Annotated in this window: 11 protein-coding genes; 10 read left to right on the forward strand and 1 reads right to left on the reverse strand. The window is 38.2% G+C overall.

Annotated elements, in window-relative coordinates; all coding sequences use genetic code 11:
- Window positions 1–410: hypothetical protein (locus VNZ46_RS19790; RefSeq protein WP_325561849.1), on the forward strand; the 410-nt coding region annotated here is incomplete at its 5' end.
- A gap of 446 nt (window positions 411–856) precedes the next feature.
- A complete protein-coding gene (locus VNZ46_RS19795; RefSeq protein WP_325561851.1) occupies window positions 857–1,423 on the forward strand; it encodes a hypothetical protein in 567 nt (188 codons plus the stop codon).
- Window positions 1,424–1,555: 132 nt separating this feature from the next.
- On the opposite strand, the gene VNZ46_RS19800 is transcribed toward VNZ46_RS19795, so the two are convergent.
- On the reverse strand, window positions 1,556–1,978 hold the full coding sequence (locus tag VNZ46_RS19800; RefSeq protein ID WP_325561853.1) for a DinB family protein: 423 nt from the start codon (window positions 1,976–1,978) through the stop codon (window positions 1,556–1,558).
- Window positions 1,979–2,162: 184 nt separating this feature from the next.
- On the opposite strand from VNZ46_RS19800, the gene VNZ46_RS19805 reads away from it, so the two are divergent.
- The 8 genes from VNZ46_RS19805 to VNZ46_RS19840 all read left to right on the forward strand — a co-directional run.
- Window positions 2,163–2,621, forward strand: a complete 459-nt coding sequence (locus tag VNZ46_RS19805; RefSeq protein WP_325561855.1) for a hypothetical protein — start codon at window positions 2,163–2,165, stop codon at window positions 2,619–2,621.
- A gap of 384 nt (window positions 2,622–3,005) precedes the next feature.
- Window positions 3,006–3,263 (forward strand): hypothetical protein, encoded by a 258-nt coding sequence (locus VNZ46_RS19810; protein ID WP_325561857.1) that lies wholly within the window; start codon window positions 3,006–3,008, stop codon window positions 3,261–3,263.
- Window positions 3,264–3,707: 444 nt separating this feature from the next.
- Window positions 3,708–4,286, forward strand: coding sequence for an RNA polymerase sigma factor (locus VNZ46_RS19815; RefSeq protein ID WP_325561859.1), 579 nt, complete (start codon window positions 3,708–3,710; stop codon window positions 4,284–4,286).
- A 139-nt stretch (window positions 4,287–4,425) separates the two neighbouring features.
- Window positions 4,426–5,550: a FecR family protein gene (locus tag VNZ46_RS19820; protein ID WP_325561861.1), complete on the forward strand. Its 1,125-nt coding sequence runs from the start codon at window positions 4,426–4,428 to the stop codon at window positions 5,548–5,550.
- A gap of 240 nt (window positions 5,551–5,790) precedes the next feature.
- Window positions 5,791–9,519: a SusC/RagA family TonB-linked outer membrane protein gene (locus VNZ46_RS19825; RefSeq protein WP_325561862.1), complete on the forward strand. Its 3,729-nt coding sequence runs from the start codon at window positions 5,791–5,793 to the stop codon at window positions 9,517–9,519.
- A gap of 13 nt (window positions 9,520–9,532) precedes the next feature.
- Window positions 9,533–10,999: a RagB/SusD family nutrient uptake outer membrane protein gene (locus VNZ46_RS19830; RefSeq protein WP_325561864.1), complete on the forward strand. Its 1,467-nt coding sequence runs from the start codon at window positions 9,533–9,535 to the stop codon at window positions 10,997–10,999.
- Window positions 11,000–11,016: 17 nt separating this feature from the next.
- Window positions 11,017–12,177, forward strand: coding sequence for a TlpA disulfide reductase family protein (locus tag VNZ46_RS19835; protein WP_325561866.1), 1,161 nt, complete (start codon window positions 11,017–11,019; stop codon window positions 12,175–12,177).
- 31 nt (window positions 12,178–12,208) lie between these two features.
- Window positions 12,209–14,284: DPP IV N-terminal domain-containing protein (locus VNZ46_RS19840; protein WP_325561868.1), on the forward strand; the 2,076-nt coding region annotated here is incomplete at its 3' end.

A 14,284-nucleotide genomic window follows, 5' to 3' on the forward strand; every position in this document is an offset into this window, starting at 1 on the left:
CGCTGCAATTGTCTGAAAATGAGAGTGTTTTTTTTTATAACAATTATATATCTTTTGCTTTAAATTCAAAGCGCAATTTAATACAAATATTAGACGATGTTATTGATTTAGTAAATTGTCATAATAAAGTTTTTGAGAAAGCGAGCAGGAGCATTATCTATAAAAAAAATATTCCCAATAACTTAAGGCCGTTATTTCCATTATTTAAGAAATGGAGTATTTCGGATGATGTTGAACGGGAACAACTAATTGAGGAAATAAGCGATCTTCAGAAGAAAAAATTAGTAAGTACCGTTGGTCCGCTAATGAAAGAAATTAACGATTTTTTAGATTCATTTAAAAATCAACCTCTTACTGAAGAAGCAATATTAATAGGAAATTTAGCTGAATTAGTCAGCGAATTAAAATAATTAGCACTTAAATAGCGAAGCACACTCATTTACACTGCCCTCAAATAATTAGATACTAATTGGGGGCATTTTTATGTAAAAAAGAACAAGTACAATTATGAGTTTAGGCTGTGTGTTAAATCTGTATTACAGAAAGGCAATCGGGGAGTGAATTCTAAAAATGATCAAGTGAGTTTCATCTAAAAAATCAGAAACTTGATGGATCAACGAGTACAACAGTCTACACGGCTTATGATTATGACCATGTGGGTCGAAAAACAAAGACCTATGAAAAGATCGGAACCCCGACTAGCTCACAGGTGGTGCTTTCATGGCTGGTTTACAATGAGGCTGGGCAAATGACCTCTAAAAAGCTAAACAATGAACCAAACACTACTCTTCTTGGCTATAATTAACGAGGCTGGCTAAATGCCAGTTCGGCGCCAGGTTTTTTATGTCACTTTACTATGCATATGGAACTTCCCCCAATACAATGGAAATATCGCATTTATGCAGTGGAGTACTGTCCTCTAACAGGCACTAAATTTAATATTTCACATTCTTATATAAAAAAACATACCTTGGAGGTCAATAATATGAATTTTAATAATTTGAGATTAAAGTATGAGATATCGCAAAGAACTCATTTAGACTTAAATATTGTTCGTCAAAAAGCTATTTCAGAACTGCGAGAGGATAAGTATAGAATAACCCAGGAAACCAATGAACGTATTATCTTTGATAATTCTGGTCCGCCTAGATTTGAAATGCGAGGTGCGTCTGCGTCCAAACTGCAAACTGGTGTTTTGGAGTTATCAGGTGCAGAGGAAAATACTGTAAAACTGACATATTTTGTTTCGTATAAATATATTTTTTTAGCTCTTGTTGCGATAATAATACTCGCATGTTTTTATAGTGTAGTTATGCTTGTTCTCGGAGCATTTTTAATAATTACATTTGGTATTGAACTTGCTAACCAAAAGAGCAATGCAGAAGAATTTATTGCACGAATACTGATAACAGAAAATTGTTGATTAAATGGATCAATAAATCAGCCCGGCCAGATCAGCCGGGCTGATTATACTTTAGGTACAATATAGTTGTATATGTAACTATTTGTATATCTATTAAGGTGTTTGTTTTTTATGCTACAGATATAAAGCGGTTTATTTTAATACATGTAGCTGTTTTAGATGGTGTTCCAAATGCACCACATAATCTTGGATTAAAAATCCGAGTGTCAAAGGAGTTTCATCGCCGGTGTATATCGTATTGGACAGCTTTTCTTTTGGAATATTTCTCCAGAGTTCAATTAGCTGTCTGTTGTACATCATCCAGAATTGGATGAGTTGTATACTGTCTATATCCTGATAATGACCAGCAACGTTCCATTTATTCTGATCATAGCTGATTTGAACGTTTTTTTCAAACTGTCCTCGAACAAAGCGGTGGTGGTTATTGGTCGCGCTGTCGATTAGGTGACCGATGATTTCTTTTTTACTCCATTTTCCAGGATCCGTCTTTTCGCTAAGGTCTTCTTCACTGATTTCAAGAAGTTTTTCAAGAGCCGTTTCCATTAGGAATTGCATTCGCGCTATTGTATTATTGATCATTTGTCAAGGTAAGGTGATTTACGTTTTTGCAAGTTGGCGATATATTTATTTCTAACGATACCACTTGCCCGATAGTTAGGGGTCTTACAAATAGAAGCAAATATAACGTTATTCACGCGTGGCTCTTAATATGCGACCAATTAAAAACAACTCTTATCTTATGAAAAGAACAATTTACCTTTGGCTGGTATGTACACTAGCCTTTGCATGTGTAAAATCAGAGGACAGTATGAGCCAAGAAAAACTTGAAGCCATCCGGGCCACCAAAACGGGTGGTGAAACTAAACGTCTGGTGATGAAAAACGAATACATCGACGTTGATCTCGAAAAACTAAACAAAGAGATAAACGACCACAGCAAGACCAAATATCAGAAGCCCGAATTGGCCAAAGCAAGGGCGGTTTTGTATCGTTTTTATAATCACGTTCGGCTTGAAGGCGATCAATACGTATGTTCGCTGAAATCAGCTGATGAAATAAATATCTCCGATAAATTCTTCAAGTATTTAATGGATGGCCAGAAAAAAGGAAATGAGGAAATCAAAGAGATGAAAGCCAAAAATCCAAATATGGAATTACCACAAATAACGCCGGAGTATCTGCAGACTTTACTACAATAGTTTATTAACAAAGACCCATTAAACAAAAGATTGCATTACCCAAGCCCGTTTATAGTTACCCCTGGAATCATTGCGATGGTATTCTTTGGAAACTTAAGTGTAAGATTCTTAGTGTTGGATTTGTTTAATATTATCTTGATTTTTTATTATCTTTTGTGTTAAAGTACCTATCTGTTTTTATTGTTTTAAAATCTTTAATTTCAGAATGCATTTCTGGACATACAACTAATTAATCAATGGAACTAAAAGATATTGTAACGAACTCTGAAAAAATCTCTGCTTTTATTGAGAGCGATTTTACTTACATACAACGCCCAGACAACCTTACATTAATGGTTAATAGCCATTATTTAGCAATTTCAAATTATAACATGGGCTTAAAAATTGAATATTTATCTTCAGGTCAATAAAGTAGGTATGGACAGCTTAATTAAATTTTGTGCAGGTATTGTATTGTTTATTATAGCTTATGTATTCTATCGCGAGGTTAGGGGTAAAAAACCATTAAGACCGGGTGATAACAGATTCTTTATTGAAGATGAAAACAGAATATCGGCTACTGATTATTACAGAACCTGGCGTCTGGTGATTGTCTGTATCATCGGAGGGATAACATTTATCGTTTATTCACTTGAATCTTAGTTTTAGCCTATTTTCTTGGGTACTGACCGGAGAGAGTGGTGAAAGGAGAGTTTGGGTTATTGTTGTTCTGACAAAGGGTTCAAGATTTCTTTAATAAACTTTTCTACCTCTGATAATCGGCCTCTAAAAATGATCTTTCGGTTTTTATCCAATAGAACCGTAGTTGGATTATATTTATTTCATTGCCATGCGATTTACATTTCTTTTGCATCTTCCGGGTTTCAAAGAAGGTATTACAATGGCTATGGAAAAACTAGATAAGATATATTAGCAAAACGATAAAATTGAACAGCTATCACTTCCAGTTTAATAACAACAATAAAACTTAAACTATCTTCTGTTACAAACAGCTGATTAGAAAACAAAAGTTGACAGCATATTTATTGAGTCATATGCCAAATATTATCTATAATTGTGATAATTTTCTTAAATGACCAGTAGCAGATGACAGCCTACAACAAGCAAAGTGATTCAGAACTCGCCGAACTTTTTCGTGCCGGAGATGATACTGCATTTAAGGAAATCTACCTCAGATACGACAAACTGCTCTTTCTTTATGCCTTTAATAAACTTCGTGATGAAGATGAGGCGAAAGACGCGGTTCAAGATGTATTCGTCTGGCTGCTAAAAAACAGATCCTCCCTGATACTGAAAACGACACTGTCAGGCTATTTGTATAAATCTACTCTAAATAAGATTTTTGATATTTTCAGGCACAAAGATATTGTGAAAAAGTACATTGACGAAGGAGATTATTTTATTGATGCTGATTCTAAAGAAACAGATTATCTAATTCGGGAAAAAGACATCTTCCTTTTGATCGAAAAGGAAATTGCCGCCATGCCGCCCAGGATGAAGGAAGTTTATGAGTTAAAACGCAAACAATATTTAAGCACGAAAGAAATTGCTGAACAGCTGAATATCTCAGAAAATACAGTTTCCAATCATTTAAAAAAAGCATCCAAGCACCTTAAAACAAGGTTGGGTATTGTTATTTATGTGTTGTTTATTCTAAATTCTTAGTTTTAAATAAAAATACTGGACTCATTGTCAGTCGGTTATTTGTTTTTAAATTATTTTTTAATAATTATTTAAAATGGAATAGCCAATTCGTATTTCACAAACGCCTTTGTTTTCAGATTGAGGAGATAAGACAAACAATATGCAAAGGAAAAATATCAAATCAGTACTTGAAAAAATCAGATCGGGTAGTTTCACGTCTGAAGAGGAGATGATTGGCAAGTACTGGATACATCAACTTAATCCAGAAAAGAAATCTGAATATTCAGATGAAGATCTGGAAAGGATAAGTAATGAAATGTGGGATACAATAGGGAAAGAGGGGGCTATTTCTCCAGCCCGGACCATCAGGATATGGCCCCGTATATTAACTGCAGCCGCATTGGTAGCAATCTTATTTGGCGCCGGACTTTTTTATCACAATTTGAAATCAAATAAATCTGATCAGATCGTTTATAAGAATGATGTTGCTCCCGGTAAATCTGGTGCAACTTTAACTCTTGCCAATGGTAAAAGCATCAAGTTAACTGAAGCGAATAATGGGGAATTGGCAGAAGAAGCAGGTGTAGTAATTACCAAATCTGACAACGGGCAATTGATTTATGAAATTAAAAGCCATTCTGGCGCAGCAAATACCTTCAATACCCTATCAACAGCTATCGGAGAAACGTATAAATTACGGCTGCCCGATGGCACTTTCGTTTGGTTAAATGCTTCCTCTAGGCTTACCTATACTGCCAAGCTACTGGAAGAGGGTAAAAGAAGCGTAAAACTTGAAGGGGAAGGTTATTTTGAGGTTGCAAAAGACAAATCGCACCCTTTTGTGGTCGAAAGCAGAGGTCAGAAGGTTGAAGTCTTGGGTACACACTTTAATGTAAATGCTTACCATGATGAGCCCGTTATAAAAACAACGCTTTTAGAAGGTCGGGTAAGGGTTACTCAACATAACGAATCAAAGCAGCTAAAACCTGGCGAACAGTCCATTAATACAGGTAATCATATCATCATAAATAAGGCAGATACCGAATTAGCTATAGCCTGGAAAAACAACAAGTTTATTTTTGATAGCCAGCATATAGATGATATTATGCGGATGATATCACGATGGTACAATGTAGATGTGATTTACACTTCAGAGATCTCTAAAGAAACCTTTTGGGGGTCAATCTCCCGTTTTGACAACGTTTCTCAAGTTCTTAAAAAATTAGAATCGACAGAAAAAGTTCACTTCAAAATTGAAGGCCGGAAGATTTATGTGTCTCCTTAATATAATTGAATTTAACCATCTCATATATTCATAATTAACAGAATTTTCACTAAAACTTGAAAGAGATGAAAATACCACTACAACAGGGCTAAAGCTCAACTACAGAAGCTCCACTTAAAATAACCAGAAGCGACTAAACGCCTCTGGTTAGAGCTGGCTTCATTGACAAATTATCAACGTTAAACGCAGGTGCCCCAAGTTTGGACGCCAAAGGCATTCTGCAACAAACCAGACTAACAAATGTACAGAAAATTAAATGCCAAACAGGGTATGGCAGAATGCTATATCCATAAACTCTGGCTGATTATGCGATTAACCACCGTGATATTAATAGCTGCTGTAATGCAGGTCAGCGCCTCAGGATTTGCACAGAAAATCAGCCTGTCAAAAACAGACAGGCCCTTAAAGGAAATCATAGGCGATTTGCGCATTCAAAGCGGTTATGATTTTGTAACCACAGATGCTCTTCTTAACCGGGCAAGGCCAGTTACCATCCATGTTAAAAATACAGATTTTAAAAAGGTACTTGATGAGGTGTTTAGTCACCAGCCGATTACTTATGTCCTGGAAGACAATACCGTAACCTTAAAAACAAGAGAAGGACCCTCTTTTCTGGATAACCTGATTGCCAGGATTACTGCTATTGATATCCATGGCACTATAGTAGTCTCGGAAGGAGGAGAACCTATAGTTGGTGCTACAGTAAAGGTGAAGGGAACTAAGCGAAGTACAACTACTAACGCAAAGGGAGAATTTTATTTGCAGAATGTAGATGAGGGGGCAATGATTGTAATTTCTTATTTAGGTTATGTGACCAGGGAAATGACCGCAGGAAAGGACATGGGGCTGATTAAACTGACTGCTACCGCGGGCGAACTTGAAGAAGTAGCTGTGGTATCAACAGGTTATCAAACGCTCCCTAAAGAACGTGCCACGGGGGCTTTTGATATTATAAGTAAAGATAAAATTGAAAAGCGCATATTTACCAATATTACAGAGGTGTTGGAGGGGCAGGCTCCCGGAGTAAGTACTTATAAAGGAAATGCCATTGTGCGGGGAATCAGCACATTCTCACCAAACATAGGGAATAACCCCTTGTTGGTCATAGATGGTCTGCCTACCGAACGTAGTATGAATGATGTCAATGTAAATGACATTGAGACAATTACCGTACTAAAAGATGCAGCGGCGTCATCCATATATGGTGTTCGTGCAGCGAACGGGGTTATTGTGATCACAACCAAAGGGGGAAAGCTGACCAATGAAAACAAAACATCGATCCAGTTCACTTCTGACCTGCGCTGGACCGAGAATCCTTCTTTGAGCGATTATCATTATGCTTCTACCCAAGACGTTATGAATTATGAGCTCGCCAATATGCAAAGAGATGCCCTTAAAGCCAACCGTTCGGAAAAGGATAATCTTAATCTGAATTTAAAGGGAATTGGGCAGGCAGGTACAACAAGCAATAGTATCAATTACTACACGCCTTTGCAAATGGCCCGTTTACAACTGTTAAATGGAACGCTTAATCAGACTGATTATGATAATTTGCTCAAAAAATGGGCTGCGACAGATTATCGCCAGCAATACATGGACCTTGTTTGGCAAACGCCCCTGCGCCACAGCTATAATCTTTCGGTAAACAGCTCGGGGAAAAACCAAAGTACCTATGCTTCGCTGAACTATATTAACGATGGTCAGCAAATTAAATTTAACCAGAATAAATACCTGAAGGGCTACATCAAATCAACCCAATCCCTGAACAGTTGGTTTTCTCTTGATATCGGAGCTGATATCCAATACAATCATAATGTCGCTGTAAACAGCAGCTACGCAGACATTACTGCACTGGAGCCCTACACTTCAATTTTGGATGATAAGGGAAATAAAGTTTACCGGGACTACGTGGATATAACAGGTATGCAAGGTGGTTTTCACGTCAATCCCAAAGTATTAAATGCAATTAATGGACTTCCGCAATTCGATTCGTACAGGTTTAACGTATTAGATGAGCTAAATGATAACCTTACTACCCAAAACAATTATAATGTGCGCAGTTTTGCACGGCTTAACTTTAATATCGCCCGGGGCCTGCGGTTTTCGACTAGTGGGGAATATGAGTTTTCGAAATCGAAATCGGAAGAATTCAGGTCAAAAGATTCCTATTATTATAGATTTCTACGCAACAGGTTTGCTACCAATGCAACAGTTAATGCAGTCATACCCGCAGGTGGGCGTATGGCTACAACAGAAACAAGTGAAAACAGTTGGGTTTGGCGAAACCAGCTGGACTTTAATAAATCGCTTGGTGCTGATCATCAGATCACAGCAACAGGAGGTGTAGAACTCCGTCAAATAAGTTCTAATGTTCCAACCAGTTCTGTGTATTACGGTTATGATCCGACGGCACTTACTTATACCTTGCTCAATAACTATGACATATATAATGTTGGTTATAAAAATTCGTATATCTATAATAATAATACCGGCCTTCCGGGAGCTGTAATTGATGGCAATAATGTAAAACTGGCAGAAAGTGTGTTAAATCCAGCTTTGGCTGCCTATACAAACCGCTATATAGGGATTTATGGGGCAGGTGGCTACACATATAAAGGAAAATATGGTGTGTCGGGAAGCATGCGGATTGATCAGACCAATCTTTTCGGAACTGACCCTAAATACCGCTATCGTCCACTCTGGTCGGCCGGTGTAAAATGGAATATGGCGAAAGAAGATTTCCTGAAATCTATTGATTGGATAAATATCCTCGATTTCCGTATGTCTTATGGCTTAACCGGTAATGTAGACCAAACCACCACGCCGTTTTTAGTAGCCGCATTGGCCAACCAATCCACTTATACGGCTGAGTCCATTCCATATGCCACTATAAATTCGGCTCCAAATCCTATGTTGCGCTGGGAAAAGACCACGTCTTATAATGCAGGCTTTGATTATAGTCTGTTTAGAGGCATGCTGAATGGTAAACTAGATCTTTATTACAAAAGAAGTGAAGATCTTCTAGGTACCAAGGAAGTAAATTTTACCTCTGGTTATGCAACGCAACGTGTAAACTCAGGTTCCATGAGTAATAAAGGAATAGAACTTACGGTGTCGTCCAGTTGGTATAGAACAAACGATATCACCTTAACTTCAACGTTAATTGCATCTTACAACAGAAATACGGTGATACAAGCCTATTATAATCCTACACAGGCTTCGCATCTGGCCATCGGCGGTTATTTAGTAAATGGAAAACCTTTTGACGCGGTATATGCCTATCGCTATGGAGGCCTTACCACAGGAGGCACAGACTATCAGAATGGCGTTCCCATTATTTACAGGGCCGATGGAACTACTTTTCAGCACTTTCAAAGTGATGGCACTTTACTTCTGGACGGATCGACGACTATGAAACCTGAAGACGTAGTCTATATGGGAAGTAAGACCCCCCTTGTAAATGCTTCTTTTACTCAGAATATCCGGTACAAAGCCTTTGAATTATCAGCATTATTCCTGTATTACGGTGGTCAGAAAATGTATAAACCGAGTTTTGGATTTGCCAGTACAGATGGAAATGAAGACTGGATAAGCAAAGCGTGGAGCCCCTACAATACAAACAGCACCATTCCGAAATCTAAAACTTACTATGAACCTGGAATAAACCTTGTGAATTTGAGTTCGCTGGAAGGAATGTATATCCGCTCAACAGAAAATGTAGTTAGCGGTGATTTTGTAAGGCTTAGAAGCTTGTCGCTTTCCTATACACTGCCGCCAAAGTTTGCCCGGACCTTAAAATTGGAAAGTATAAAAGTTTCGGCACAGGCCAATAATCTATGGATGTGGAGCGCGGCCGGCAAACAATACGATTCCGAAGTACAGGCTTCTATGAGCAACAGTGTTTCGCTCAGATACTGGGGATTACCCACTCCAACAACTTACTTTTTGCGTTTTGACATTGTATTATAAAATAATTGTACCGATGAAATCTAAAAAATTTAAAATTACCCTGTTGATCATAATGGTAACATTGTCTTCATGCAATAAATGGCTGGATATTGAGCCCAAAGGTAAAATTCTATTGACTTCTGCACAGGATTACGGCCTGTTATTCGATAACATTACCTCATACGATAATACCGATATTGCTTATTTGGACGATGAAGGATGGAGAAATGCTTCGAATATTGCCAGTGTCTGGAACACTTGGAATCTTACAGCAGCAAATATGCTATATCTGCCCAATACGGTATATGACCGTAGTTTCAACGCAACTGGAAATTCTGGTACTTCGGGCACTACTTTTTATCAAAGTATATATCAAAGAATATCTAAAATTTCGAATACCATCATATACGACAAAGATAAAATGACAGGATCGGAAACCGAGATTAAAAGTGTGGTTGCCGAAGCAAAAATGTTAAGAGCTTTTTCTTATTTTATGTTGATTAATGTTTATGCCAAACCTTATGATAAAGCTACAGCTGCTAATGACGGTGGAGTACCGCTCAAGTTAGACCCTTTTATTGAGACCTTACCTGTGCCAGCTAAATCAACAGTGGAAGAGGTATATGCACAAATTGAAAAAGATATTACTGAAGCCCTGCCTGATCTTTATGCAACTGCTAAAACACCTTATCGTTTTAATAAAGCTGCAGCTTATGCATTTAAGGCCAAAGTACATTTGTTTAAAAAAGAATTTGACGAATGTATTGAAGCGGCATTGGAATCCAATCGTTTAAATGGTAAAACATTTAATCTGGTTTCATTGGTTAATCCTGTTACCAACAAACCCACAACTCCATTGTATGCCTCGGGTGATGAAAATCTTTTTTTTGCAGCAACCAGCTCAGCCAGTACCTATATAGGTCAGGAACTGATTAACCTGTTAAAAGCGGGTTTACAAAACTACGGTGAGGGTACAAACGTTACCGATGCCAGATTAGATTTATACAAAAGACCTGCTGCAACTATCAATGATTATATGTTTATCTTATCGTGGGTACCCAGTGCGAAGGAGTATTCGCCTAACGTAGTAGGGCTTACCACTACTGAAGTAATGCTGATGCTGGCTGAATGTTATGCGCGTAAAGGTCAGAATGAAAAAGTAAAAGAATACCTGAAGCCTTACCTGGAAAGCCGTTACCGGAATTATATACACGCAAATTTTACCTTGCCTTCAGATATCACCAATACCGTAAAATTTGTAATTAACGAAAGAAGAAAGGAGCTGACCAGGGGCGTAAACCGTTTTTTTGATTTGCGCAGGCTCAATACAGAAACAGCCTATCAAAAGGTGCCAGCCAGACTCTTTCCTGCCGATCCAGTGGCTACACCAAGCATTCCACAGCAGACCTATACTTTGCCTGTTAATTCACCACTTTACATTTTACCTTTTCCAAGTAAAGTTATTGAAAATGATAAACGCCTAACCTCAAATACCTGGTAATATAATCTAAAAATAAAATGAAAAATCTATTTATAATTGCCCTGCTTTTAGCGGGAAAGATAACTCTTGCGCAACAATCTGTCATCATCAGAGGGAAGGTCCAAAACCTGGAAGGACATAAGCTGGCCATCATTTATTACAATCCGCAAAAAAAAGTACGTGACACCATTTCGTTAAACAATGGAAAATTTGAAGCCAAAATTGATATTGACGCTACGCAGGAAATTGCGGTCTATCCATACAACTTTTATAAGTATGCGGTGCCAACTGCCAAGCCCAATCAGTTTTTTTTACAACCTGTGCTTAAAATTTTTGTAGCTCCAGGTGATGTAATCACCGTTGATGGCGATGCCAAAAATCTGTGGGAAGCAAAAGTATCCGGTGGTAAGTACAACAAAGAATATGCACTGTTCCGCAGTTTGGTCATGCCCTTGGAAACCAGGGAATATAGTTTGCTGGCAAAACAATATAGTAAAGAAAATCTTCAGGATACTGTGGCTTTTAATAAATTAAGAGTAGAAAGATGGGAAGTTAAGGATAAAATTAAATCCCTGATTAAGGATTTCTACGAAAAAAATACAACCAGCATTTATGCACTGTATAAATTTTCAGAGAATTTAAAATCGATGAAGCCAGAGGAAATCAAACAACTGTTCGCAATTTATTCGCTCGAATTGCAGCAATCGGATATTGGGGAAAAAGTCTATGGTTATCTGCAAAAAGTAAAGTCTGTAAACATAGGCGCAAAAATGATAGATTTTACTGGCACTACTTTAAAAGGAAACGTGTTTGATTCCAAAAGTCTCAAAGGGAAGTATGCACTTCTTGACTTCTGGGGTAGCTGGTGCGGGCCTTGCAGGAAAAGTAATCCACATTTAAAAGAGTTGTATAACAAGTATAGTAAACAAGGGTTTGAAATCGTAGGTATTGCGCAGGAAAACAGATCATTGGAAAAAGGTAAAGTTTCCTGGAAGAAGGCCGTTGAAGAAGACGGATTACCCTGGATTCAATTGCTGAACGAAGAATTGAAAGCAGCAGGAGGAGACCTTGTAAAGGCTTATAATGTGCATTCCTTTCCTACGAAAATATTGATAAATAAGGATGGAATTATTCTATGGAAAGGAGTTGGCAGCGAAAAAGGACTCGATGAGTTGTTGACAGAAATTTTTCCACGATAATTTGAATTTCAACCTAAAACGTATAAATGAGATGATAAAAAAAATAACTGTATTTATAATAATCTGCCTTACAGAATTCCTGTTCTGTAAGGCTTCAAAGGCTCAGATTTTTCAAGATACCTCCATATTAAAACCGCTCCCAAGAATCACTGGATGGGCAGATAACTCACATTACATTGTGGAAAGATGGAACAGTTCTACAAGAAAATTTGATGTTAATTCTGTAAGCATAAAAACAGGGAAGGAGACGATACATCAATCATCAGAGAACACAACAGTACCTACAGTAAGTATTTTAAATGGCGATGTTTATTTAAACAAATCCAGCGGAGGAAAACAGCAACTGACAAACACTAAGGCTGTTGAAAAACTACCGAGTCTTTCACCCGATAAAAAATGGGTAGCTTTTCTGAGAAATAATGATCTTTTTACCATTGAGTTGGCTAATGGAAATGAAACACGATATACTGAGGATGGGTCAGAAACTATAATGAATGGCTACGCTTCCTGGGTTTATTATGAGGAGATACTAAAACGCAATAGTCAATATCGTGCATTTTGGTGGTCGCCTGATAGTAAATTCATTGCTTTTTACCATTTTGATGACCGTAGCGTGCCTGTCTTTCCTTTGGACAATGCGATGGGGCAGCACGGTTATACGGAACAGACGCGGTACCCCAAAGCCGGCGATCCGAATCCTAAAGTTAAAATAGGTATAGTAAGTGTTGCGTCCTCAAAGGTTGTATGGGCCGATTTTAACGAGCAGACCGATCAATATTTTGGTAAGCCATTTTGGCGGCCTGACAGCGGGGGGCTATTGGTACAATGGATGCCACGAAGACAAAATAACCTTAAATTATTTGATGTTGACTCAAAGACAGGCAAAGCCAATGAAATTTATAACGAAAAGCAGGATACCTGGGTAGATTGGATTGACCGGCTTTACTGGATGAATAATGGCTTTTTGATGGTGCGTGATTTTCAAGGCTGGGAACAGATCTATTATCATAGCCTCGATGGTAAGTTACAGCAAAAGCTAACAAATGGCAAGAACTGGCAAGTCCAGATTGAACGGATAGATGAAAAAGCACAGATGTTGTACTATAGTTCTAATGCAGAACTGTCTACACGTACAGACGTTTATCGTGTAGGATTAAACGGGAAAGGACAAAAAAGACTCAGCTTTGGTCCATATAGTCACGATAAGGTTTTTCTGTCTCCGGATGCGAAGCATTTGATCACACAGTATTCTAATGCAACAACTCCAACCCGGATCGCATTGGTAGATATCGTAACCGGCAATATTTCGCCAATAGCCGATTCTAAAGGCAAAGCTTTTAACCAGGCAACTTTAAAAAAACGTGAGATTATCTGGATGCAAACCAAAGAAGGTTTCCGTTTGCCAGCAAGCATTACCTGGCCTGGGAAACTAGTGGAGGGAAAAAAATACCCTTTGGTCATCCGGATCTACGGCGGGCCGAAGCATCAAACTGTTTTCGACAGATGGACATCTGCGCCAGATTCCGGACAAGAAGATGACCAGGAAATAAAAGTTGTATTTGAGCACCGCGGATCGGGACATTGTGGAAAAGAAGGACTGAACTATATGTACGGAAACCTTGGGAAATGGGAGATGGAAGACTACATATCCTGGGTAAGACAATTGAGAGAAAACCCTTATGTTGACCGGGATGAAATACTGATCTCTGGTGGCAGCTATGGAGGATATTTAACAGCGCTTGCCTTAACCTATGGTGCAGAATACTTCCGATTTGGAATTGCAGACTATCCTGTTACCGATTGGATGCTTTATGACAGCCACTATACGGAGCGCTATATGGGGCTTCCAAAAGATAATCCAGACGGGTATAAGTTTGGTTCGGTGTTAAACCATGTTGATCAATATCAGCATTATGGTCCTGCTATGTTGCTTATTCAGCATGGCCTTATGGATGACAACGTACATATTCAGAATACTTATCAGTTGATTGATGTGCTGCAGAAGAAAAACAAATCGTTTGACCTGATGGTATATCCCAACGAGCGGCATGGATGGAAAGGTCCAAAAGTTCCTTTTACGGTAGCTAAACGAAATAGTTTCGAAGAA

The organism is Pedobacter sp. (genome assembly GCF_035566355.1).
Lineage (GTDB): Bacteria > Bacteroidota > Bacteroidia > Sphingobacteriales > Sphingobacteriaceae > Pedobacter.

Coding starts and splice junctions, on each gene's coding strand:
- VNZ46_RS19795 (WP_325561851.1), top strand. CDS start 857: ATGCATATGGAACTTCCCCCAATACAATGGAAATATCGCATTTATGCA.
- VNZ46_RS19800 (WP_325561853.1), bottom strand. CDS start 1,978: ATGCAATTCCTAATGGAAACGGCTCTTGAAAAACTTCTTGAAATCAGT.
- VNZ46_RS19805 (WP_325561855.1), top strand. CDS start 2,163: ATGAAAAGAACAATTTACCTTTGGCTGGTATGTACACTAGCCTTTGCA.
- VNZ46_RS19815 (WP_325561859.1), top strand. CDS start 3,708: ATGACAGCCTACAACAAGCAAAGTGATTCAGAACTCGCCGAACTTTTT.
- VNZ46_RS19820 (WP_325561861.1), top strand. CDS start 4,426: ATGCAAAGGAAAAATATCAAATCAGTACTTGAAAAAATCAGATCGGGT.
- VNZ46_RS19825 (WP_325561862.1), top strand. CDS start 5,791: ATGTACAGAAAATTAAATGCCAAACAGGGTATGGCAGAATGCTATATC.
- VNZ46_RS19830 (WP_325561864.1), top strand. CDS start 9,533: ATGAAATCTAAAAAATTTAAAATTACCCTGTTGATCATAATGGTAACA.
- VNZ46_RS19835 (WP_325561866.1), top strand. CDS start 11,017: ATGAAAAATCTATTTATAATTGCCCTGCTTTTAGCGGGAAAGATAACT.